The organism is Effusibacillus consociatus, from assembly GCF_042652925.1.
Classification (GTDB): Bacteria; Bacillota; Bacilli; order Tumebacillales; family Effusibacillaceae; genus Effusibacillus; species Effusibacillus consociatus.
This window is the reverse complement of record NZ_JBHSHC010000033.1, coordinates 100,152-123,076: the sequence shown is the minus strand read 5'-3', so window position 1 is coordinate 123,076 and position 22,925 is coordinate 100,152. Positions and strand designations below refer to the sequence as shown.

Sequence of the window (22,925 nt, the reverse complement as noted above, 5' to 3'; positions counted from 1 at the left end):
TTGACCGCACGGATGCGGTTGCTCTTAGCGGGGCTACCATCAATAATTAGACTCAAACGAGCCAAACTAAATTTATTCCTAGCTCCCTACACGATTCAGTTTTCAAAGAACGACTTAGATCAGGATGATCTATCCGCTAGCGTTGCGACGCACACGATGTGCTAGTGTCGAATATGCCACATGGACGTGGCGTTTCTATTCGACTTGACATGGACGTCAACGCTCTTAGCGGGGTTTCCTGTTCCAAAAACCTTAGCGTTCTTTGTACCCTTGGGGTGCAAAGAACGACTTGATCGAGATAATCCACTCCAGGTTATCGCCATGAATGACGATTTTCTTAGTGGAGATCCTTTTGTTTTTCGCTGTTGTCATCGCAAACAGCGACAAAAGCTATCTTATCACATCTGCACCAGCATTTCAACTGGTAAATTCTATTTTACATCGGATGTTTTTTTCGTCACTCGCGACCCGAACACTCTCGCGCTCTCTCGCGGCGACAAGTGATATCATATCATCTGCGGATTCGTTTCTCAATCCAAGAATCCCGCGATTTCCGAACAAAATCCGATAATAACTAAAAAAACCGCGAATAAGCACCTCATTCGTGAGCTTTTTCAAGTTTTAACACCAGTTCTCTGTCCATCACTTCGGCGACAATAATGCCTGTTACGATCAGACCTATGCCCAACCATTCACTCAATGTAACCGATTCCTTTAATAACAGCAAGGCGGCAACCACCGCCACCGGCAATTCAATCGAAGCCAACAAACCGGCCAAGGATCCGCCAACCACAGGAATTCCCTTATTAAACAGAATGGGAGGAATCACCTGCCCGAGACATCCGATCATCAATGCCCAAATCCACAAACCTTCCCCTAACGTGCCGTTCCAAAGAAATTTTGGCGGAAACACAATCGAGATAGAAACAAGCGATGCGCTGGCAATTACGAAAGAATTAATGATCGCCGGAGCCTTGCTTTCCACTTTCCCGTTCCAGAAAAGAAACAAACCATACGTAACGGAAGACAGCAAACCCAATAACAATCCGAAGGCGGACACCCGGCTCCAATCGGTCTCGAAAAGATTCACCGCAAACATCGTACCGATCATAATAAACGCCAGCGACAGCCACTTAACCGGAGACGGTTTTTTACGCGTCACAAGATAATCGATCACCATCACGATCCAAGCGAACTGAAACAGCAGCACGATCGCCAGGGAAGCTGGCAAATACTCCAGTGACACATAATAAAAGATACTGGTACCTGTTCCGAGGATTCCAAGGAAGGACAGCAATCGAACGTCCCGACGGGTGAGCTTCCGAAAAGCGTTCCATCTGGAAGCAATCAGCCCTGCCAACACCAGCAGGGAAAACGCATACTGACTGCTCGTCACATCCTGTGGAGTAAATCCTGCATCATAGGCCATTTTTACGATCGGACTTATCAGCCCGTAACTTGCCGCTCCAAGCAGCACCAAAAAACTGGCGGTCAGACGGTTCACATTCTTTTTCTCCTTTTAATCCCATCCGGATCAGATGGTCTCCATGGAACGAAGTCCGAGAAGATGAAGACACTTTCCAATTACGGTGCGTGTCGCACTGACGAGCGTGAGTTTTTGAATAATCCCATCCCGTTCGCCATCCAGAATCCGGGTCGTGTTGTAGTACCGGTTAAAAATCTGGCAGACATCAATTACAAACTTCGCCACAACAGACGGGTCATACTGCTCTGTCGCCCTCTCCATCACATTCGGGAAACGGCCCAACAATTTAACAAGCGACCATTCCACATCCCCGTTGATGGCCGTGACAGAACCCGGATCAAATGCTTGGGAATCATATTCGCCCTTGCGCAGCAAACTCGACAAACGAGCATAGGTGTACTGCACATAAGGCCCGGTTTCCCCGTCAAAGTTCAACGCTTCATCCCAGACGAAGTTGACGTCATTTACACGGTTGTTTTTCAAATCGTTGAAGATAATCGCACCCACACCAACAGCCTCTGCGACTTCTTCCTTGTTTGGCAGGTCCGGATTTTTCTCTTCGATGATTCCCCTTGCGACTTCCACCGCTTTTCGAAGCACATCTTCCAAGAAGACCACTTGGCCTTTCCGGGACGACAAACGTTGTCCATCAACAAACATCGTACCGAAAGGAACATGAATGCACTCTTTCTCTGCCCATTCATTGCCCATCAATTCCAAAACCTTAAACACTTGGCGAAAATGGAGTTTCTGCTCAGCGCCCACCACATACACCAAACGGTCGGCTCCCATTGCACGTTTCCGATACAACGCCGCTGCCAAGTCACGGGTAGCATACAAAGTGGCTCCGTCCGACTTCCGAATTAAACAAGGCGGCATATCATAAGCCGACAGGTCCACGATCTCCGCACCTTCGCTGGTCTCGAGCAGCCCTTTTTCCCGCAGTTCTTCTTCAACGGCATCCATCTTGTCATTATAGAAGCTTTCCCCTAAATAGTGATCAAACTCCACATTCAACAACCGGTACGTCTTCTCAAATTCGGCGAGTGAAATCTCAATGAATTTCTTCCAAAGAGTAACCGCCTCTTCTTCCCCATCTTCCAATGCTTTAAAAGCAGCCCTTGCCTCATCCTCCAACGCGGGACGCTGCTCCGCTTCCTGATTGAAACGAACGTACAGCGCAAGCAATTTCCGCACGGCATTATCGGACAGATCGTATTCATGACCCCAATTCCGGTAAGCGACAATGAGCTTTCCGAATGAGGTTCCCCAGTCACCCAAGTGATTGATTTTCATCACATCATAGCCTTGGCTGGTGTAGATATTGGCGATAGCATTCCCGATCATGGTCGAACGCAGATGGTGAATCGCAAATGGCTTTGCAATGTTCACCGAAGACATATCGATAGCAACCTTGAGACCCTTTCTTTCTTCCGAGTCTCCATATGTTTCCCCAGCCTGTCCAATGTTAGCCAGAACATCTCCTACCACCGCTTCCCGCTTCAGGAAGAAGTTCAAGTACCCGCCGACCGCAACCGCTTTTTCAAAAATGGGAAGCAGCCCGGCGTTTACCTTCTCTGCCAATTCAGCCGCAATCAGGTTTGGTGCCTTGCGAAACTCTTTGGCAAGCTGAAAACACGGGAAAGCCAGATCCCCGTGTGACTCCTCCTTTGGAATCTCAATTAAGTTCGAAATGAGTGCTGTATCCAAAGAAATATATTCTTTCAACTGTTCCACCAATTGTTGACGATACATTCCGCCGCCCCCTTAGCCAAAAGAAACAACCCCCATGTCCATGAGGGTCCAATATATATGAATCGTATTCAATCCGACAGATTATGTCAAGCGTTCTTAAATAACCCAATGGGTTCATTCCGCGTTCCGTTCATCCGCATCCAACCAACTCCCAGTGGTGTCCAACAACCGGTTCTGGTAATTGATGGATGAAAAAGTATGGTTGGCACCAAAGATCACTTCTTTATCGCACCTCCCGCGTGATCTTAACCAAAAGGCACGTTGGTAGAGGAAGCAGTAGTGCACCGGGATCACATCATCGTCGCTCCCATGAACAAGCAGCACATTGCCGACAAAATTCCGGGTCTGAAGAAGGGGCTGATATTTCGATAAGGATTCGAAAAACCGGGTGGTAAGCGAATACCCGCAATAATCAATATACCCCGATTGCAACAGTTGGTCATGCCTATTTTCACCGACAATTCGAGTAATATCTTTAAAAGGGTTCGCCACAGCCGACCACAAAATCAACGACTTGACTCGACTGTCTCCTGCGGCAGTAAGCAGCGCAAGCGCTCCACCAAGACTATGCCCGAGAAGTATGATTCGATCGGAATCAACCCCTTCGATCCCAAGTGCATAGTCAATGACATGCCGGGTTTGTTCAATTAAGTGATCTATTCCACCTTGTCCATAATCACCGGGACTTTCCCCACACCCCGCGTAGTCGAATCGAAGAACTATATGATGTCGTTCTGCAAGATACCGGGCGGTTTTCACAAACAGCCGGTCAACCCCGATTCGATTTCCAATGAACCCATGACAAATGATCACTATCGGGTGTCGCGCCCTGCTGACCTCGTTTTCGCCAGAGGTGTTTGACGGATAGTGTAATGTACCCGTCAGTTCTCTTTCACCTGCGGGTATACGCACAACCTCTTCCATGTTATCCTCTCCTCCCCCCCATTCAGGAAACATGTAATTTGGCATTTAAGCTTACCGAACCAACAGTCAAAACTTCTGATTCGTCTTGAGATTCCGTTCCAAACGGTTTCTCATGCGGAAATACCTTCAAAGTTTTGAATTTCACAAAAACAAGCTCATTTACTTTCAGACCAAGCTGCTGGTACCTGTCGTTACTGATCTCGGCTTGAATCAATTCACCTGTATCACTTCGTTTCAGATCAAGACGAGCAACCGGCCCGATAATATTGATGTGACAGATAGTCGCTTCGATGGCGTTTATGCTTTGATTTTCACTCTTGTCGTACCCGATCTCGATTTCAATGTCGTGCGGTCTGACATAGCAAATTGCAGCTGAACCCGCCAAATTCACATTTTCCGGCACCTTCATTTCGAGATTACCGATCCGAATCCTTCCTTTTTGCACCTGGCCGCTTACCACATTCACCCGGCCAATAAAGTTATACACAAAGGGGGTAGCCGGCTGCGAGTATACTTCCTCGGGCGTACCAATCTGTTCGATTTGGCCCTCATTCATGACCACGATTCGGTCAGCTACCTCCAACGCTTCTTCCTGATCGTGTGTAACGAATACACTTGTGATATTCAATTCATCATGAATGTTCCGAAGCCAAGTGCGCAGTTCCTGCCGAACCTTGGCATCCAAGGCACCGAACGGTTCATCGAGCAGCAGCACCTTGGGTTCCACCGCCAACGCTCTGGCTAACGCCACTCTTTGGCATTGGCCGCCGGAGAGTTGAGAGGGATATCGCTTGGCAAATTCCTCGAGCTGCACCAATCGGAGCAGTTCGTGGACCTTGGTACGGATCTCTTTTTCGGAAGGCCGTTGTTTGCGGGAACGAACCCGCAGGCCAAAAGCAACATTCTCATATACCGTCATGTGACGAAAAAGCGCATAGTGCTGGAACACGAAACCAATTCCTCTGTCACGCGGACTTAGCTGAGTCGCATCTTCTCCATTTAACAGGATCTGTCCGCTATCTGTCCCTTCAAGCCCGGCGATGATCCGCAATAAAGTAGTTTTGCCCGATCCTGAAGGTCCCAGCAGAGCGACCAACTCTCCGGTAGGAATTTGCAGATTCATATCCTGAACGGCAGTGAATGCACCGTATTTTTTTGTAATGTTACGCACTTCGATACTCATATTGCTCTCCTCCAACTTCTCTTGGATCTGTTTTTCGCATTTCAAGCGTGGAGTGCTGGTTCGATTTTCTCTCGAGAAAACTCTTCACCACCAACGTTACTAACGCGAGTATTGCCAATAAGGAAGCAACTGCAAAAGCGGCTGCAAAATTATATTCGTTATAGAGAATTTCCACATGGAGGGGAACCGTGTTTGTTTGCCCTCGAATGTGACCCGACACAACCGAAACGGCGCCGAACTCTCCCATTGCCCGTGCATTACAGAGGATCACGCCATGCAGCAATCCCCATTTTACGTTGGGAAGGGTTACCCGAAAAAACGTTTGCCATCCGTTGGCACCCAGCGTGTATGCAGCTTCTTCCTCTTCCTTCCCCTGGGATTGCATCAGAGGAATCAACTCACGAGCGACAAAAGGAAATGTTACAAAAATTGTAGCCAGGACGATCCCCGGGACAGCGAAGATAATTTTGATATCATGCTCTGCCAGCCAGGGTCCCAATATCCCCTGTGCACCAAACAGCAGCACATAGATCAGGCCCGAAATGACCGGCGACACAGCAAATGGAAGATCAATTAGAGTGATCAAAATATTTTTTCCCGGAAACTCGTGCTTGGCGACCGCCCATGATGCGGCTATACCAAACACAAGATTCAAAGGAACGGCAATCGCGGCTGTCACCAACGTTAAGCGAATAGCGGCTAAAGCTTCCGGTTCGCTGATTGCCCGGAAATAAGCTTCCAGTCCCTTGCTCAGGCCCTGAGTAAACACAGTAACCAACGGTAAGATCAGAAACAACGTGACAAATGCAAGTGAAATCCCAATCAACGTCCAGCGGATAAAGGGCTCAAACTTGCCACGGGAACGGGGCGCTGTAGATACCATACCTTTCCCCCCTTACCTCGGCAGTTGACGGCTGCCACTCCGCCATTGCAACCAGTTAATCAACAACAGAAGCACAAACGAAACTAGAAGCATTACAACTGCAATCGCGGTAGCGCCCGTATAATCATATTGTTCCAGTTTCGTCATAATAAGGAGCGGCGTAATCTCAGTACGCATCGGCATATTCCCGGAAATAAAGACCACCGAACCGTACTCGCCAATTGCACGGGCAAAGGCAAGTGCAAATCCTGTCAGAATGGCCGGCCGCAGTTGGGGCAGCATGATTCTGAAGAATCTCTGCAAGCTGTTGGCTCCTAACGTGGCGGCCGCCTCCTCAACCTGTACATTTAATTCCTGCAGTACCGGCTGCACTGTGCGAACAACGAAAGGGAGGCTTATAAAGGTGAGTACAATGATGATCCCAAGCGGCGTATAAGCTGCCTTGATCCCTATCTCTTCCAATTGTCTGCCGATCCAACCATTCTGGGAATACAAAACTGTCATAGCAATACCCGCAACAGCAGTCGGCAGAGCAAAAGGCAGATCCACCAACCCGTCAATGATTCTCTTGCCCGGAAACTTGTAGCGAACCAAGACCCAAGCAACCAACAGTCCAAAAACTGCATTCATCAATGCCGCGACAAATGAGGTGCCAAAGGTGAGCCAATAAGAGGCCACTACACGTGGAGCGGTCACTACACTCCAGAATCGTTCCCAATTCAATTCAGTTGTCTTGAGGAAGAGCCCGGAAAGCGGAATCAGCACGATAAGACTCAGATAAAGAACGGTGAATCCCATTGCCAAACCGAATCCCGGCAGGATGCTGCGCTGTTTAAAAGTACTTGCCATCTTAACTCCCCATTTACTTTTTATAAATTTGATCAAAGAGCCCACCGTCGGAAAAATGGGTCTTTTGCGCTTTCTGCCATCCACCAAAAACCTCGTCAATTGTAAACAGGTTCAGCTTCGGAAACTGCTCCGCATACTTGGAAGCTACTGACGCCAATCGGGGACGGTAGTAGTTTTTAGCCGCAATCTCCTGCCCCTGTTCTGTATAGAGGAACTGAAGATAGGCTTGTGCCACCTCACGTGTTCCCCGTTTGTCTACTACCTTATCGACTACGGTCACCGGAGGCTCTGCAAGAATACTGACTGAAGGCGCAACAATCTCAAATTTGTCTTTTCCGAATTCCTTAAGTGCAAGAAACGCTTCGTTTTCCCATGCAATCAATACGTCACCAAGACCCCTTTCAGCAAAAGTGGTAGTAGATGCCCGGGCTCCCGAATCGAGAACAGGTACATTTTTAAACAAATTACCTACAAACTCTTTGGCTTTCCCTTCATCTCCACCGTATTTCTTCAGTGCATATCCCCAAGCCGCCAAGTAATTCCAACGCGCTCCCCCTGAGGTCTTAGGGTTGGGAGTGATCACGGAGATACCCGGTTTCACCAAATCGTCCCAGTCCTTAATCCCCTTTGGGTTCCCTTTTCGAACAAGGAAAACGATGGTCGAGGTGTAAGGCGAGCTGTTGTTCGGAAGACGCTTTTGCCAATCGGCTGGAATCAACTTCTTGCTCTCAAGCTCATCAATGTCATAGGCCAGGGCAAGTGTGGCCACATCAGCTTCAAGGCCGTCGATGATTGCACGAGACTGTTTGCCAGAGCCTCCATGAGATTGTTTCATGTTGACCGTTTGTCCTGTCTTCTCTTTCCAATACTTTGCAAAAGCGGTGTTGAATTCTTGATAGAGTTCACGGGTTGGATCGTAAGAGACATTCAGAATCTCAACGGTTCCGTTGGAACCCGTTTTTCCGTTGTTTTGTGAGGTAGAATTTGTTACTTCCGTGCCGCCGCTTTTGCCGCAAGCAGCTAACCCGAACACCAGACTTCCTGTAACCAGCAACTGAATTCCTCGTTTTAATCCATGAAACTTTTTCTGTCCTGCTGATTGAATTGACATTGTCTTCTCTCCTTCGTCATCAGCCTATCGAATCTGAAAACAAAAAGACTCCCGGTCCATGCAGAAATAAACACCTGCACGAAATGGGAGCCTTCGGTTGTCCGATCGGCTATGATATTTGATAGTTTGCTAATTACTTGCTTTTCCTGCGGGGAGACCGCTCTTCAGCGAAATTTGTACGTTCCAAAGGGTAACGCAGTTTTTCCGTTCGTTCGATTTGCATGATTTTCGAATCATGAACGGTAATCTGAATCGATCCGAACTCAAGATCCCGCAAAGCATTGCGAATGCGATCAATCCACAAATCATCATCCCGCCGTTGAGGCTGAATTTCTGACACGATACTCCCTCCTTACCCTTTGGGTAGTTTCATAAGAAACCCTAATGATTTGGATAAAAAATTCTTATCCATAAACCAAAACATAAGGCACCTCTGAAAAGCTCGCAATAACTGTGCCTCTTCTAACATATTACAGGCGATTGTCAGGGGATACACATTTTCACAAAAAACAATCCCGAGTAAACTGGTTTGTTTTTAAGGTATTAAGGTTGTATTCAATTTACAACGGACCGGATCAATTGTCAATACTTTTTCTTCACTCATTTCAAAAAAACAAAACTCCTAATCAACTGTAAAATCACCGCGATTAGGAGTTGTATTCGTCAAGCTTCCACGTTCCTCAATGCAGCTTTCGGCACATCCTTGGATGAGCCCTCTCGTCCAGTCTCTCCCGGCTTTCTTCGCATCTCCTTCACAATAGCAGGCAGCACATTCCGCATATACGCCCAAAACCGGATAAACGATTGTCCTGTTGTCCGAACCTTATATGGAATCGGCACCTCCTCCATACGGTAGCCCTGCCGTACAATATTCAGCGTCATCACTTGAGCGTAGTTATAATCATGAATGATGTCCATCGTCGCAAGCACCTGCCGTGAGAAAGCCCGAAATCCGGTTTGGCCGTCCGTGATCCTTTTTCTCAGCAGCACCATTTGCAAAATGGTGAAAAAATAGTTTCCCAAACGGCGATGGACTCGCATGCCGCGAATGGTTCCGGCAAATCTGGAAGCCAGCACATAGTCGGCAGCCCCTTTTTGAATGGGAGCCACGACCTGTGGAATATACTCCGCCGGATACTCATCATCCGCATCGATCATAACCGCAAAATCGGCCCCCAGCTGATAAGCTTCTCGCAGGCCCTCGCGAACGGCAGCCCCCAAACCGCAGTTTTGCGGAAAAGACAGTACGGAATCAACTCCCGCTTCGTACGAAACTGAAACTGTCGAGTCGGTTGAACCGTCATCGACAACCAGAACTTTCACTTCAACCGCAGGATCGAAATCCCGCGGGATCTTTCGGATCACCGTGGCAATCGAGTCTTCTTCGTTTAGTGCCGGAATCACTACAAACAGTTTTTTCACGCTGTTACTCCTTCGCTGTGTACTGTACCGATCGCTTCCACAAGCACCGGACCCCGTGAGTAGTCAGGAAAAGGAACGCCCAGCAGATAAGCGATTGTCGGGGCCAACGAAACAATACTGCGGTGTTCCTTCACTTCCATCCCCTGTTGAATGCAGGGGCCGTTGATAAGAAACGGGACAAATCGCTCTCCCTCGTCAAGATGACCATGTCCCCCGATTCCGTTTCCCTGCCCGTGATCAGCCATCACGACCACGACCGTATCCTCAAGAATCCCTTCCCGATCCATCCACTCATAAAAATCCTGAATCAGTCGGTCCGATTCCTTGATCTTTTCAAGATACTCCGGATACATTACCCCGCGGCTGTGACCCGTCTGATCCACCGCGATCATTTGGATCACCATCAAGTCCGGATTTTCGCGACGCATGATTTCTTTTGCACGCGCCATGATTTTGTGATCGACAATGTCATTTTTCTCAACGGCGGTAAAGCTTTCCACATAGTCACCAAACGCATCGATCAGGTGGGCGCATCCGAACAGGACGCCTTTTTTCCCCTGCTGCTTGAGCTTGTCAAAAATGCTTTCCACCCGAACGCCCAGCTTCCAGACCATATTCGACTGAATTCCGTGTTCACGCGGATAAGTGCCGGTAAACATCGACGAGAAACAGACTACGGTCCGTGCCGGATAAACGGTTTCCATCTGATGATAATAGACACCCGTTCTTCGCAAATGGTTCAGGAACGGCGCGTCCGCCTCTTCAAAACGCTCTTTCCGGCAGCCGTCGATCACAATCACCACGACACGCTTTGCCTTCGCCTCAGCCACTTGGGCGTTGGAGGTGGAGTCCTCGTATTCTTTCGGCTTCCAAGTGAAGAAGAGTCGGTGCACCAACCAACTGTATAGAGTTACGACCGCAACAAATCCCGCATAGAGAGTCCCAAACGATTCGATCCATCCGGCGAACCCGCCAGCCGGACTTTGTACAGCTACCCCGCCTCCAAGCGCGCCATAAACCCAATCGAAAACAAGCAGCAGCAAAAAAACCTTCGGGAGCTGCTCAAACACATTGCCGCTCGTGGAGTCCGTATTTTTCAAGAACAACTTCCAGATTCGCGTGAAATTCCACCAGGTGGTCCCGATCCGCAGATGGTAATACAACGTTCCCCAGAAAAATACGGTAAAGAACGCATAGAGACCCAATGCCCACACCAGCAGACCGTTGTTCCAGTGTGAGGACAGGGCGACAAACGCAGCCAGCGGAACCACCAGAAACCACCGGAGATGAAGCGGAAAATCAAAAATATAATGCACAACAAAAAGCGGCAGTGTGACAAGCAGGGCTTGACCGAATTGCAGTGGGTCCACTGTAAACCCGTTTGCGATAAGAAAAACGGACAGGACGAATACAGGGGTAAACGTCTTGCCCTCGTTCAGCACGTTCCAGCATCTTGCAGCGACGATTTCGAACAGGGAAGCAGATTTCATGATTATTCCGCCACCTTTGTATTTCCATTGATCTTTGCCGTACCAGTCTGATGATCCCGACTTTCACAGTTGTCTTGACGAACCGCCCGAGCTTTCCGATTCCCGAGCAACAGATACAAGACAACAAAGTATCCAACATAGACCACCACTTCTTCAAGCGAAGGCATGGACGAATAACCGAACAAAGCTTTCAGAAAGATGCCAACCTGTCCCGACAAAATCGGCTCATGCCCCGTATCACGCACGTAGTGTTGATGGTCAATCGGGTGCTCCGGCATCAACCAGGTCAGATCGTAAAGATGCGGAACCAAACTGCCGATGATGTTCAAATCCTGCAGCATCGACACACCCTGTACGAGCAGTCCGGCTGCGATCAGAATAATGAAAGCGCCCGTAACCCGAAAGAACGTTTGAAGCGGAATCCGCATCGTTCCTTTAAAGAAGAAATAGCTTACAACGGCCGCAAGGACGATTCCCGTAACGGCTCCCCAGCCCTGCAGCGCTTTCCCGATATCACCCCCGGTAATCGCCGCAAAGAAAAATACGGTCTCAACCCCTTCCCGCAGTACAACCAGGAACGAATGCATCACCATGCCGAACACGTTCCCTGCGGTAATGAATTGATCAAGTTTTCCCTGCACTTGTCCTTTCATATCCCGGCTTTGCTGCGCCATCCAAAATACCATCTGGGTCAGCAAAAGGGCGGAAATGAACATAATTGAGATTTTTAGATACATTTCGCTGCCCATCACCGCAAAACCGGTAAGTACAACCTGGAACAGCAGCGCTGCACCAAAGCTGGCTGCGACAGCAAGTCCTGCCCCCAACCAGACGTAAATAGTAAATTCGGGGCGGTTCACCCTTTTTAGATAAGAAGTAATGATTCCCACGATCAAAAGGGCTTCCAACGCCTCGCGGAACGTAATCAGTAATGCTTGGATTTCCATGCTGTTTCCCCCTCTCCCCTCCGCAGTTCTTCCAGTAGCAAAGGTGTCCCCTCGTAAAGAACTATTCGATGATAGGTGGGATACAACCAGGGATTCCCTTGAAATACCGCCACCGGTTGAAAAAATCCGGAAACCTCCCGGTCCAGCCCCGCCACCATGGCGCTCGTCCCTAGAATTCTTCTCGGCGGAACCTCATACTGCAGAATTTCCGTTCGGAAATCCTCCCACTTTCGAAGTCGGATGGAAGTATGATCCGGACTCATATATTCGAGCACGCGCTGTTCTTCCCATGTGAAAATCAGACTGTCTTTCTCCTGCACATTGGCTTTTACGTAGCGGGCCAGTTGGACCATCGGGGATTCTTTTGAATCCGCCTCTTTCAGAATCGGATAGGATACGCTGATCAATGCGGCTATCCATATCATCCCGAAAACGGTCAAAATCCGTCCGCTCCCGTTCCGCTCGTTCCAGATCCGTTGTATGGCCTCCCCCACCCGATAGGCGATCCCTTCAAGCCCCACTACCAATAAATAGAGTAGCGGCGGCAGCAAAGGCAGAATATGCCGGGGCTTCTCCACGTTCTGAGCAAAAAAAGCCCACAGCAGATAGGGGATGATCCAGACGAATAAGAATACCCGGTGCTTGAAGGGCAGTCGATCCCTCCTTACCGCAAGCCCTGAAATTCCGATGCCGGCCATTACGAAAGAAATCCAACGCCCACTTTCTCCATTCCCCCACCATATGGTACCAAGTCCGGCTCCACCGATCTGTCGGAACAGAAAGAGCTTGGCACGATCCGCCAAGGAAGCACCCGCCTGATACGTTCCTCCCCAATCGGAGAAATGCCCTCCTGTAAACGAGACGGCTAGGGCAAGAAACGAATCAATTCCACCTGTAGAAAGAATCAAGGCCGTTACCCAAATGCAGCAAGTGAATGCCCCTGCCCCACAAGAAATGACTGCAATTCTGACCCGCAGCTTCTGTGCGACTTCCCGGTTACGGAGTACCTGAACGCTCGCCCACAGCCAGAGCAGCGACAGAGCCAGATAAGACACACGAACACCCAGCAGCAATCCCAGCGTAATGCCAGAGGCAGCCAACGCCCAACTCATCCCTCCGTTCCTGGAGACGCCGTCTTGCAATCTGCCTTCTGCAGCCGCACTCCACGAAAAAAACGCCAGCCACGCCGCCAGAAAAGCACCCAACGAGTCAGACATCGGTTGAATGCTCGTAATAAGCGGCAAAGGGGCGACCGTGTACATCCAGACCGTCAAGCGGGCCGCTGCTGCGGAGCCCATTTCATGAAACAACAGCCAGAGCGGGATGACGGTGAATCCTCCCGCAACTGCTGACAATACGGTCAACGTCAGAAAAGGATCGTCCATCCACGAATGGAAAAGATGGGCCGCCAAAATATAGACCGGATATCCGGGAAAATGAGGCTGCATTCTTGCCAGGTCATATTGTTCGAGTGCAAGCGCAAAATCGACATCATCCCATCCGGTCGGATAGGGGGCCACGAACAACAGCCTCACCGTTACCGCAAACAGGGTAAGCAGTGCCAGATGGGCAATGGCCCGGCGACCTCCCCGCATCCTCACTTCCGCATCTTCCTTCGGGTCAAGATAATCACTCCTGCAACCACAATCACAATCAAGGCAATCGGAATCCAGTTCTTCACATCCGAAAAATCAGTCCCGACCTGTTTCTTTGCATTCTGCTCATTGCCGGGTCCGCTGCCTTCCTTAAAGTGACCGACTTCCAAACTCTTGAGACCAAACTGGTCTTGTAAAGACTTCAGGATCTTTTCTTTACTCGATTTGAAGGATGCCGGATCCGGTTCTTTCACCCCTACACCGAATAAACCGGGATTGCCGAGTGATTGAAGAGCATTCTCAAATTCCTGTCGGACCGATGCATCCAAGGCCGCATTTTTTTCCTTCACGCTCGGTGAGAGCGCTGCGTAAGTGGCATTGGCTTTCGCAATCAGCAGCTTGGTCTGCGAGTAGTTCTTGAAATCTTTTTCAATATTCTCGAGCCGCCGTGCAATGTTAAGCACAAGAATCTTTTGCATGTCATGGATCACTTCATCTTTTTTCTTTTCATTCAAGTTTGCCAATACGGATGCGGCCGGTTCCGGCCCCATATGCATGTCCAATTCATTTTTGACAGGCTCAAAAATCGCTTTGGCGCCTGCAAAATCCGCGGGGGACTCGTTGAGCTTCGCCACCATCTTTTTATAAACTTCAGCTACTTGTTCCTCGTTCGGATCCCCATAGGAATAAGCTCCGGCAGCTGCCGGAAACAAACCGGCAACCAATGCCAAGCCGCATCCAACAAGCAGCAATTTCCGTAACCGGCTCAGTTTTACCTTCACCACACGTGCCCCCCTGCCCAAGGCCAATTGATGGATTTCCCATATTTGCACAAAGCGGGTACACGGATGTTCCGGATACCCTTTCGTCACTGCTATTTTCCTGCTTTGGCCAGTTTATCCAGAGAAGGTTCGATCTCTTTAAAGAGAGCGTCCGCCTTCGCCTTGTCGTTCGCTTTCGCCGCTTTCAGCAGTTCGTTCGCCTTTTCCACGAGGGTCTTGGTTTGAGCTTCGCCGAGAATTTTCTTGGCATCAGCTTCGATCACGTTGATGAACAGAGCGCCTTCGAGTGCGGTGATTGCGCCTTTGTCCTTACCGAAGTTCTCGAATGATTCTTTGTATTCACTCTTGGCAACCTTAGCAAACCCACGGACAAAAGCTTTATTGATTTCGTCAGCCTTGATGTCTTTTGTCGAGGTCTTCAGATCAAATTTGTTTTGGATGAATTCCGCATCTTCCTTAGCGGATTTTACAAGATATGCGTGCAGGGATTGATAGAATGCCCAGCCTTCCGCCTGCTCAGTTTTCGGATCTTTGCCTTCTGCGACCGCTTTTTCAACTTTGTAAGCGTATCCCTGTGCCGCGCCTGCTGCCAGATAGAAGGTCTTCATCAAAGTCTTATCCACTACTTGCTTAGCAAGGGAGAAATCAAGCTTCTTGCCTCCCTCAATTGCCGCATCCATATCCTTCAGAGCGCCATCAATTGCAGTTACCATTTGGGTCTGGTATGCAGTGTCACGCTTTTCAACGGTCGATTTCAAGACACCATTGTAATACGCTTTCGCCTGATCCAATTCTGCCTTTGCCTTTTCTTTGTCGGCAATGTTGTCTTCAACCGCTTTAAAGTTGTGACGAAGAGTCAAGAAGAACACTTTTTGTCCAAGTTTATCCACCACTTGCTTCACGATGTCAGACTTCAGCGAACCTTCTTTGCCAGCTTTGATCGCGCTGGAGATTTCCTGATCCAGCTTCTCGCTGTACTCACTGTCGCGATCTTGAACCAGCTTCTTGAATTGTTCGTTATAGAGCTTTTCTACTTTCTCAAAATCAACCTTGCCGCCGTCCTTGCCCTTCCCCAGCTCTTCGACCATATCCTTATAGGCTTTGACTCGTTCCGCAGGAGCTGCTTTTTGTGCGTCCTGCTTCGGTGCTTCCTGCTTTGGCTGTTCGGCCGGTTTTGCCGTTTCCTTCGAACCGCAAGCTGTCAAAACGAGTGAAGATGCAAGTACTGCAATTGCCCATTTTTTGTACGACATAATGTTTTTCCCCCTGAATATGTAGATAGTTTGTAATGGATTTGATCCTATTGATAATGATTATCACTTCCATCGATAGAATACAACGAACCTGCCAAGTCTGTAAAGAGAAATTTTTCAAGTTTGATTTATCAAATAAAAAAAGGCTCCGATCGAAGCCCCGTCGTACGAATCCGAACCGCGCTTGGAGGAAGCCTTATCTCTAAAACCGTTCTCAGATTATAGCGGGATGATGTAGAACGTGACAGCTCATCTCCGCTCTCAAAAAATCTCATCTTCATCACTTTATCTTGTGTTAATTAGACTGGTCCCGGAAAAGGTTACAACTTGCGCATTAAGAACCCCTTGTCAGAAATCACCTTTCTGACAAGGGGTTCTCGAATTAAAGCTTTGCAACAACCAATTTCAATAATAAAGCGATTCGGTCAGATTGCATTTGACACATGTCTGGGTATATTGATTTTCGACAAAATCATGAGCGCATGTTTTTCGGATCTGTTCCAATTCAAGCTTCAATTTTTGAAGCCGCTGGGAAATCTCAGTGATTTCATGCTCGATCTCCTGCACCCGTTTCATGCATGTGCCTCCTAGCCCAATCCGGTTTTCTATTTGTAAATCTGTCCGCCTGCCTCACGGAATTCTTTTGCTTTCTCCTCCATGCCTTCATCGATTGCAATTTCCAGCTCGATTCCTTTCGTTTCGGCATATTCGCGAATATCCTGGGTGATCCGCATGCTGCAGAACTTCGGACCGCACATCGAGCAGAAGTGAGCTGTCTTGGCACCTTCGGCCGGGAGGGTTTCGTCATGGTATTCCATTGCCCGTTCCGGATCAAGGGACAGGTTGAATTGGTCACGCCAGCGGAATTCAAAGCGTGCTTTCGAAAGCGCGTCGTCCCGTTTTTGCGCATTTGGATGCCCTTTCGCCAGATCGGCTGCGTGAGCGGCAATTTTGTAGGCAATTACCCCTTCGCGAACGTCATTCTTGTTCGGAAGTCCAAGGTGTTCCTTCGGTGTAACGTAGCACAACATAGCCGTACCGTACCAACCAATCATCGCCGCACCGATAGCTGACGTAATGTGATCGTAAGCCGGAGCGATGTCGGTTGTTAAAGGTCCTAATGTATAGAAAGGCGCTTCATGGCAGATTTCCAGCTGCAGGTCCATATTTTCTTTGATCTTATGCATCGGGACATGTCCCGGTCCTTCAATCATCACCTGTACATCGTGTTTCCAAGCGATTTCGGTCAGTTCGCCGAGCGTTTTCAGTTCAGCAAATTGGGCTTCGTCGTTCGCATCGGCAATGGAACCCGGACGCAATCCGTCACCCAGTGAGAAGGCAACATCATACGCTTTCATGATTTCGCAAATTTCTTCGAAGTGAGTATACAGGAAGTTCTCTTTATGGTGCGCCAGGCACCATGCGGCCATAATCGATCCGCCGCGGGACACGATACCGGTTACACGCTTCGCGGTTAACGGTACGTAACGCAGCAGAACACCCGCATGAATGGTAAAGTAATCGACACCCTGTTCCGCTTGTTCGATCAATGTATCACGATAGATCTCCCAGCTGAGGTCTTCCACGACTCCGTTTACTTTTTCAAGTGCTTGATAGATAGGAACCGTTCCCACAGGCACCGGAGAATTCCGAATAATCCATTCACGGGTGGTGTGGATGTTCTTACCCGTCGACAGGTCCATGATGGTGTCGGCACCCCAACGGGTCGCCCAAGTCATTTTCTCCACTTCTTCATCAATGGAGGAAGTGACAGCTGAGTTCCCGATATTCGCATTGATTTTCACATGAAAGTTCCGGCCTATAATCATCGGTTCACTTTCAGGGTGGTTAATATTAGAAGGGATAATCGCGCGCCCGCGGGCTACCTCATCGCGGACAAACTCCGGAGAGAGTCCTTCCCGGATCGCGATAAACTCCATCTCGGGAGTGATGATTCCTTTCTTTGCATAATGCATTTGTGTCACATTCTTCCCTGGCTTTGCACGTAATGGACGCCGTTGCAGACCCGGAAAAACCTCACGGTTGGCAAGCGGATCATCCGACCGGTATCCGTTGTCCTCAGGTTTTACTTCACGGCCTTCATATTCCTCTACATCTCCCCGTTCCAGAATCCAGTTACGGCGGATCGCCGGGATTCCTTTTCGGATATCGACGGTGTAGTCCGGATCTGTATACGGACCGCTCGTGTCATAGACACGCACAGGCTCATTTTCGACTTCACCTGCCGGCGTTGATGAAGGGTGAAGCTGGATTTCCCGCATTGGCACCTTCAAATCGGGCCGGGAACCTTCCACATAGACTTTGCGACTTCCTGGAAAAGCTGACTTCAAATCGATGTTCGGACTGTTTTGAATGATGTGAGACACTATTCCTACCTCCCTATTCTTATTGGAAAAAGTCCGTTGGACAGGATCGGATATTCCAGCATAAACGAAAATTGGGCACTAAAAAACCGGATCCCGCAGAAAAGGATCCGGTCAAACATACGGCAGATTCGCAGGGTAAGCTTCATCCACAAAAGTATGTATGCCAACTACTTTCCTACGCTGGTATGATCCAGATCAGGTCCTGAGGGTCGAGAAACTTCAAAGCGTCTCTCTCTCAGCCCAAGCTCATGGGCACCCCTAGTAGCAAAACTTTTTCGGTTCTTATGTATTAACTATACCATAAGCAGTGGAGTTGACAAGTATCATTTTACATATCATTTTACATGCTTGATCCTTACCCGATAGAGTGCTATGCTTAACTCAAAACAGAACTTGTACCAATCGCATGACTGGCGGATATTGTGGAGCACCACAAGGGAATGCGATTGTTTCAGAAGCCGGCCGCCTGGGCACCCTTTTATCGGGAACCCAGGCGGCTTTTTGTTGCCGCAGATGTAAAACCTTATTTTACAAATCAAGGGGGTTTTAAGATGTACGGAGCACCTCTCTCAAAACACGCAAAAAAGGTGATGCTGCTCGGATCAGGAGAGCTCGGAAAGGAAGTTGCCATTGAAGCCCAACGTCTTGGAGTGGAAATGATCGCAGTCGACCGGTATGCGAACGCACCTGCCATGCAGGTTGCCCACCGTTCTCATGTGATGGATATGCTCGATCCTGATCAGCTGCGTTCACTGATCCAACAGGAACAACCGGATCTGATCGTCCCTGAGATCGAAGCGATTCACACACCCACTCTGGTTGAATTGGAGCAGGAAGGATATCGTGTGGTGCCCACCGCAACTGCCACCCGTCTGACAATGGACCGTGAAGGCATTCGACGGCTGGCTGCGGAGACCCTGCAGCTTCCCACCGCCCGTTATGAGTTTGCAAACAGCCTTGAAGAATTAAGGCAAGCGGTTCAAAAAATCGGTACGCCCTGTGTGATCAAGCCGGTCATGAGTTCGTCCGGCAAGGGGCAAAGCATCTGCCGTTCCCTGGACGATGTGGAGTCCTCCTGGAATTATGCGATGGAAGGCGGTCGAGCAAAAAACGCTCGGGTGATTGTAGAGGAGTTTATCCATTTTGATTCGGAGATCACGCTGCTGACGGTCCGTTCCGTTTCTGGGACAACCTACTGCGAACCGATTGGCCACATTCAAAAAGACGGCGATTACATCGATTCCTGGCAGCCCCATTTTATGACTGTCGAGCAGATTAAGGAAGCCCAGCACATTGCCAGGACGGTAACGGATGCACTTGGCGGATACGGAATCTTTGGCGTTGAGCTGTTTGTGGCACCTGACAAAATCTACTTTAGTGAAGTGTCGCCCCGCCCCCACGATACAGGGTTGGTGACACTGGTTACGCAGGATCTCTCCGAATTTGCCCTGCATGTTCGGGCGATTCTCGGATTCCCGATTCCAGGTGTCACATTGCTTTCACCGGGCGCCAGTCATACATTGAAAGCTTGGGAAGAACAGAAGGAGTATCAAATCGACGGAATTGAAGATGCTTTGTCGGTTCCAAATACCCAGGTTCGCATTTTTGGCAAGCCGGAAACAAAAGTGGGCCGCCGGATGGCGGTAGCCCTCAGTGCAGGACCTTCCATTGAGGTTGCAAGGGAACGGGCAAAACAAGCCGCCTCTCATTTGAAAATCTCTTACAATCAATGACGAAGAAAACCCCTTGACCAGAGTGGCAAGGGGTTTTCTTTATTAAAAGTGCTGTTTCCTATGACCGAAACGCCTTATCCGAAATGTCTTTCCGGTAATGCATTCCTTCAAACCGGATCGCTTCGACACCACGGTACGCGTTTTCCTTAGCAGATTTCAGGTCGGAACCGAAACCTGTAACTCCGAGTACCCGTCCGCCGTTGGTCACATATTTCCCATCCACGGAGTTGGTCCCCGCATGAAATGCCACCACTTGGCCCGACAAACGATCCAGTCCTTCGATCACATCGCCTTTTCGGTAGGAACCCGGGTAGCCTTCTGCCGCAAGCACGACACAGACGGCAGCCCCCTTGTTCCAGGAGATTTCAATCTCCTGCAAACGCCCGTCGATGACCGCCTCTGCAACGTCAATCAGGTCATTCTCCAGCAGGGGCAATACCACTTGCGTCTCGGGATCACCAAAACGCGCATTGTATTCGATCACTTTCGGACCTTGCTCCGTCAACATCAATCCGGCATAAAGAACTCCCTTGTACGGTGTTCCTTTCGCTGCCATCGCTTCCACAACCGGGCGAACAATTGTTGACTCGATTTCATGCAGCAGATCTTCCTTCACCCGCGGCACGGGAGAGTAAGTCCCCATGCCACCGGTATTCGGACCTTTGTCTCCGTCAAAGACCGGCTTATGGTCCTGCGAAGGAACCATCAGCTTGACTGTCGATCCATCCACAAACGCTAATACGGTCGCCTCTTCTCCTGTCAGAAACTCTTCAATCACGACTCGACTGCCCGCTTCTCCAAACGTTTTGTCTTCCATGATCGAGCGAACAGCTTCTTCCGCTTCCGAGAGGGTTTGTGCCACAATCACGCCTTTACCCGCCGCCAGTCCGTCCGCTTTGACGACAATCGGTGCACCTTGTTCACGAATGTATTGCAGCGCCGGTTCCAGTTCCGTAAACGTTTGGTACTTGGCAGTAGGAATTCCGTGTGTCATCATCAGGTCTTTCGCAAACGCCTTGCTGGCTTCAATCAATGCCGCTTCCCTGCGCGGGCCGAAAGCCCGAAGCCCGCGAGCCTCAAACTCATCCACAACTCCAGCCGAAAGAGCAACTTCCGGACCGACAACAGTCAGGTCAATTCCTTCCCGTTCTGCAAAATCGGCCAACTGCTCCACCGCATCTGCCGCAATCGGCACACATTCCGCCAATTCGGAAATCCCCGCATTCCCGGGTGCGCAGTAGATTTTTGGCTTGCGCGGGCTTTGCGCCAGTTTCCACACAATCGCATGCTCACGTCCGCCGCCGCCGATTACAAGAATCTTCATGTTTCCGCCCCCTTTTTTCGACAGACAGGTCTTACCTTTCGAACGGGCCTTGCTCCCCGTCCTTGTTTTCCAAATGTAAAACGCTATAAAATCTGACCTCTATTTCAGATTCAATTTACGATTATAATCGCAATTTCCTGGTTTAACTTGTCAAATGGAGTAAACAATTTCCGCTCTTTGTCGAATCGGAAAATTCGACACGGTCGTGCAGCAGTTCTTAATGTTTAAAGTGGCGAACCCCAGTAAACACCATCGCGATACCCTGACGGTTAGCCGCTTGAATCGACTCTTCATCTTTGATCGAACCACCCGGCTGAATAATCGCTGCAATGCCCGCTTGCGCCGCCGCTTCGACTGTATCGCCCATCGGGAAGAATGCGTCCGAAGCAAGTACCGCTCCCTTTGCCAGGTCACCCGCTTGTTCAATCGCGATTTTGGCTGCTCCGACACGGTTCATTTGGCCCGCGCCGATTCCAATCGTACGATTGCCGGTTGCCAATACGATCGCGTTCGACTTCACATGCTTGACCACTTTCCAAGCGAACAGAAGCTGCTTCAGTTCGTCCTCGGTCGGTCGGCGATCCGTCACAACTTCCAGGTCACCGGCGGAAATGGTCTTCAGATCCAAATCCTGAATCAGCAGACCGCCTTCCACTTTAAGTGTGGTTCGGGGAGTGCCGAGCACAGATGCCGCACCCTTAGTCTCATCGTCTGACTCGCCCACCGCAATTTCCAACAACCGGAGATTCTTCTTCTTCGATAAAATCTCAAACGCTTCTGCCTCAAACTTCGGAGCGAGGATGATTTCCAGGAACAATTCGGACATTCCCTGGGCTGTCTGTGCATCAACCGGCCGGTTCAAGGCAATAATTCCGCCAAAAATGGAAACCGGATCTGCCTCATACGCTTTCTGCCATGCACCAAAAATGGTATCTGCGATGCCGACTCCGCACGGGTTGGTGTGTTTCACAGCGACCACCGCAGGTTCCTTGAATTCCTTGAGAATTGAGATCGCCGCGTTGGCGTCATTGATGTTGTTGTAGGACAATTCCTTCCCGTGAAGCTGCTTCGCGCCGGAGATGGAATCTGCCCCTGCAGCCGGCTCCCGATAGAAAGCCGCTTTTTGATGAGGATTCTCCCCATATCGAAGATCCTGAGCCTTCTCGTATGTGAGAGTCATTGTCACGGGGAATTCTTCCCCTGTCTGCCGTGTCATGTATTGGGCTACCAATGCATCGTATGCTGCCGTATGGCGGAAAACTTTCGCCGCAAACGCCAGACGTGTTTCTTCCGAAACCGGTTGTCCTGCGTCCAAACTCTCGATTACAGTGCCGTAATCGCCTGCATCGACCAACACAACCACATCGCGATAATTTTTGGCGGCTGCGCGAAGCATCGAAGGACCACCGATATCAATGTTCTCGATTGCCTCTTCATGAGTGACGCCCGGCTTCAAAATCGTTTCCTTAAAAGGATACAGATTCACCACAACCAAATCGATCGGGCGGATGCCGAGTTCGTTGATCGCATTCATGTGCTCCTCATTGTCACGGACTGCCAACAATCCCCCGTGAATATTGGGATGAAGAGTTTTCACACGTCCGTCCATGATTTCCGGAAATCCCGTTACGTCGGAGATTCCGGTCACCGGAATTCCCTCTTGCTGCAGCAGCTTTGCCGTGCCGCCAGTGGATACAATTTCTACATTGTGACGAACTAGCGCCCTTGCCAAATCTACCACACCGGTCTTGTCCGACACACTAATCAATGCCCGCTTCATCTAGATCCCCCTCGACATCCC

Annotated in this window: 19 protein-coding genes and 2 riboswitches; of the genes, 1 reads left to right on the top strand and 18 read right to left on the bottom strand. The window is 49.6% G+C overall.

Annotated features, from left to right (window positions below; translation table 11 throughout):
- Positions 1 to 598: 598 nt before the first annotated feature.
- The 16 genes from ACFO8Q_RS06025 to thiC all read right to left on the bottom strand — a co-directional run bounded on the left by ACFO8Q_RS06025 (position 599) and on the right by thiC (position 18,067).
- Entirely contained in the window at positions 599 to 1,504 is a 906-nt protein-coding gene (locus ACFO8Q_RS06025) for an EamA family transporter (RefSeq protein WP_380024823.1), read from the bottom strand.
- 30 nt (positions 1,505 to 1,534) lie between these two features.
- Entirely contained in the window at positions 1,535 to 3,241 is a 1,707-nt protein-coding gene (gene argS, locus ACFO8Q_RS06020) for an arginine--tRNA ligase (RefSeq protein ID WP_380024822.1), read from the bottom strand.
- A gap of 114 nt (positions 3,242 to 3,355) precedes the next feature.
- Positions 3,356 to 4,165: an alpha/beta hydrolase family protein gene (locus ACFO8Q_RS06015; RefSeq protein ID WP_380024821.1), complete on the bottom strand. Its 810-nt coding sequence runs from the start codon at positions 4,163 to 4,165 to the stop codon at positions 3,356 to 3,358.
- Between the two features lie 22 nt (positions 4,166 to 4,187).
- A complete protein-coding gene (locus ACFO8Q_RS06010) occupies positions 4,188 to 5,348 on the bottom strand; it encodes a sulfate/molybdate ABC transporter ATP-binding protein (protein WP_380024820.1) in 1,161 nt (386 codons plus the stop codon).
- Positions 5,329 to 6,231 carry a sulfate ABC transporter permease subunit CysW gene (cysW, locus tag ACFO8Q_RS06005; RefSeq protein WP_380024819.1) on the bottom strand — a complete coding sequence of 301 codons (903 nt, stop codon included), beginning with the start codon at positions 6,229 to 6,231 and terminating at the stop codon, positions 5,329 to 5,331. The genes ACFO8Q_RS06010 and cysW overlap by 20 nt, the downstream gene beginning before the upstream one ends.
- A gap of 12 nt (positions 6,232 to 6,243) precedes the next feature.
- Positions 6,244 to 7,080, bottom strand: a complete 837-nt coding sequence (gene cysT, locus ACFO8Q_RS06000) for a sulfate ABC transporter permease subunit CysT (protein ID WP_380024818.1) — start codon at positions 7,078 to 7,080, stop codon at positions 6,244 to 6,246.
- A gap of 13 nt (positions 7,081 to 7,093) precedes the next feature.
- Complete coding sequence (locus tag ACFO8Q_RS05995; protein WP_380024817.1) at positions 7,094 to 8,191, bottom strand: sulfate ABC transporter substrate-binding protein; 1,098 nt, start codon at positions 8,189 to 8,191, stop codon at positions 7,094 to 7,096.
- A 133-nt stretch (positions 8,192 to 8,324) separates the two neighbouring features.
- Positions 8,325 to 8,531, bottom strand: a complete 207-nt coding sequence (locus ACFO8Q_RS05990) for a YezD family protein (protein ID WP_380024816.1) — start codon at positions 8,529 to 8,531, stop codon at positions 8,325 to 8,327.
- Positions 8,532 to 8,854: 323 nt separating this feature from the next.
- Complete coding sequence (locus ACFO8Q_RS05985; protein WP_380024815.1) at positions 8,855 to 9,613, bottom strand: glycosyltransferase family 2 protein; 759 nt, start codon at positions 9,611 to 9,613, stop codon at positions 8,855 to 8,857.
- On the bottom strand, positions 9,610 to 11,103 hold the full coding sequence (locus ACFO8Q_RS05980; protein ID WP_380024814.1) for an alkaline phosphatase family protein: 1,494 nt from the start codon (positions 11,101 to 11,103) through the stop codon (positions 9,610 to 9,612). Before ACFO8Q_RS05980 ends, ACFO8Q_RS05985 begins: the two co-directional genes overlap by 4 nt.
- A gap of 2 nt (positions 11,104 to 11,105) precedes the next feature.
- Positions 11,106 to 12,050, bottom strand: a complete 945-nt coding sequence (locus ACFO8Q_RS05975) for an FTR1 family iron permease (protein ID WP_380024813.1) — start codon at positions 12,048 to 12,050, stop codon at positions 11,106 to 11,108.
- Positions 12,029 to 13,651 carry a hypothetical protein gene (locus tag ACFO8Q_RS05970; protein WP_380024812.1) on the bottom strand — a complete coding sequence of 541 codons (1,623 nt, stop codon included), beginning with the start codon at positions 13,649 to 13,651 and terminating at the stop codon, positions 12,029 to 12,031. The genes ACFO8Q_RS05975 and ACFO8Q_RS05970 overlap by 22 nt, the downstream gene beginning before the upstream one ends.
- Positions 13,648 to 14,430, bottom strand: coding sequence for a hypothetical protein (locus ACFO8Q_RS05965; RefSeq protein WP_380024829.1), 783 nt, complete (start codon positions 14,428 to 14,430; stop codon positions 13,648 to 13,650). Before ACFO8Q_RS05965 ends, ACFO8Q_RS05970 begins: the two co-directional genes overlap by 4 nt.
- An 89-nt stretch (positions 14,431 to 14,519) precedes the next feature.
- Positions 14,520 to 15,680 (bottom strand): hypothetical protein, encoded by a 1,161-nt coding sequence (locus ACFO8Q_RS05960; RefSeq protein ID WP_380024811.1) that lies wholly within the window; start codon positions 15,678 to 15,680, stop codon positions 14,520 to 14,522.
- Between the two features lie 405 nt (positions 15,681 to 16,085).
- Positions 16,086 to 16,256, bottom strand: a complete 171-nt coding sequence (locus ACFO8Q_RS05955) for a hypothetical protein (RefSeq protein WP_380024810.1) — start codon at positions 16,254 to 16,256, stop codon at positions 16,086 to 16,088.
- A gap of 29 nt (positions 16,257 to 16,285) precedes the next feature.
- Positions 16,286 to 18,067 carry a phosphomethylpyrimidine synthase ThiC gene (gene thiC / locus ACFO8Q_RS05950; RefSeq protein ID WP_380024809.1) on the bottom strand — a complete coding sequence of 594 codons (1,782 nt, stop codon included), beginning with the start codon at positions 18,065 to 18,067 and terminating at the stop codon, positions 16,286 to 16,288.
- A gap of 155 nt (positions 18,068 to 18,222) precedes the next feature.
- Positions 18,223 to 18,337: riboswitch (TPP riboswitch) on the bottom strand.
- 126 nt (positions 18,338 to 18,463) lie between these two features.
- Positions 18,464 to 18,546: riboswitch (ZMP/ZTP riboswitch) on the top strand.
- A gap of 72 nt (positions 18,547 to 18,618) precedes the next feature.
- Here thiC and purT point away from each other — a divergent pair.
- The gene (gene purT, locus ACFO8Q_RS05945) at positions 18,619 to 19,800 is read left to right on the top strand and encodes a formate-dependent phosphoribosylglycinamide formyltransferase (protein WP_380024808.1); all 1,182 of its coding nucleotides are present in this window, start codon (positions 18,619 to 18,621) and stop codon (positions 19,798 to 19,800) included.
- Between the two features lie 58 nt (positions 19,801 to 19,858).
- Here the strand turns inward: purT and purD are convergent, their stop codons facing one another.
- Both purD and purH read right to left on the bottom strand, forming a co-directional pair.
- Entirely contained in the window at positions 19,859 to 21,124 is a 1,266-nt protein-coding gene (purD, locus tag ACFO8Q_RS05940; protein WP_380024807.1) for a phosphoribosylamine--glycine ligase, read from the bottom strand.
- 217 nt (positions 21,125 to 21,341) lie between these two features.
- On the bottom strand, positions 21,342 to 22,904 hold the full coding sequence (purH, locus tag ACFO8Q_RS05935) for a bifunctional phosphoribosylaminoimidazolecarboxamide formyltransferase/IMP cyclohydrolase (protein WP_380024806.1): 1,563 nt from the start codon (positions 22,902 to 22,904) through the stop codon (positions 21,342 to 21,344).
- Positions 22,905 to 22,925 lie beyond the last annotated feature (21 nt).

Bases quoted from the DNA above. Each gene is read 5' to 3' on its own strand.
- argS (WP_380024822.1), bottom strand. From the start codon at position 3,241: ATGTATCGTCAACAATTGGTGGAACAGTTGAAAGAATATATTTCTTTG.
- ACFO8Q_RS06015 (WP_380024821.1), bottom strand. From the start codon at position 4,165: ATGGAAGAGGTTGTGCGTATACCCGCAGGTGAAAGAGAACTGACGGGT.
- ACFO8Q_RS06010 (WP_380024820.1), bottom strand. From the start codon at position 5,348: ATGAGTATCGAAGTGCGTAACATTACAAAAAAATACGGTGCATTCACT.
- cysW (WP_380024819.1), bottom strand. From the start codon at position 6,231: ATGGTATCTACAGCGCCCCGTTCCCGTGGCAAGTTTGAGCCCTTTATC.
- cysT (WP_380024818.1), bottom strand. From the start codon at position 7,080: ATGGCAAGTACTTTTAAACAGCGCAGCATCCTGCCGGGATTCGGTTTG.
- ACFO8Q_RS05995 (WP_380024817.1), bottom strand. From the start codon at position 8,191: ATGTCAATTCAATCAGCAGGACAGAAAAAGTTTCATGGATTAAAACGA.
- ACFO8Q_RS05980 (WP_380024814.1), bottom strand. From the start codon at position 11,103: ATGAAATCTGCTTCCCTGTTCGAAATCGTCGCTGCAAGATGCTGGAAC.
- ACFO8Q_RS05975 (WP_380024813.1), bottom strand. From the start codon at position 12,050: ATGGAAATCCAAGCATTACTGATTACGTTCCGCGAGGCGTTGGAAGCC.
- ACFO8Q_RS05960 (WP_380024811.1), bottom strand. From the start codon at position 15,680: ATGTCGTACAAAAAATGGGCAATTGCAGTACTTGCATCTTCACTCGTT.
- ACFO8Q_RS05955 (WP_380024810.1), bottom strand. From the start codon at position 16,256: ATGAAACGGGTGCAGGAGATCGAGCATGAAATCACTGAGATTTCCCAG.
- purT (WP_380024808.1), top strand. From the start codon at position 18,619: ATGTACGGAGCACCTCTCTCAAAACACGCAAAAAAGGTGATGCTGCTC.
- purD (WP_380024807.1), bottom strand. From the start codon at position 21,124: ATGAAGATTCTTGTAATCGGCGGCGGCGGACGTGAGCATGCGATTGTG.
- purH (WP_380024806.1), bottom strand. From the start codon at position 22,904: ATGAAGCGGGCATTGATTAGTGTGTCGGACAAGACCGGTGTGGTAGAT.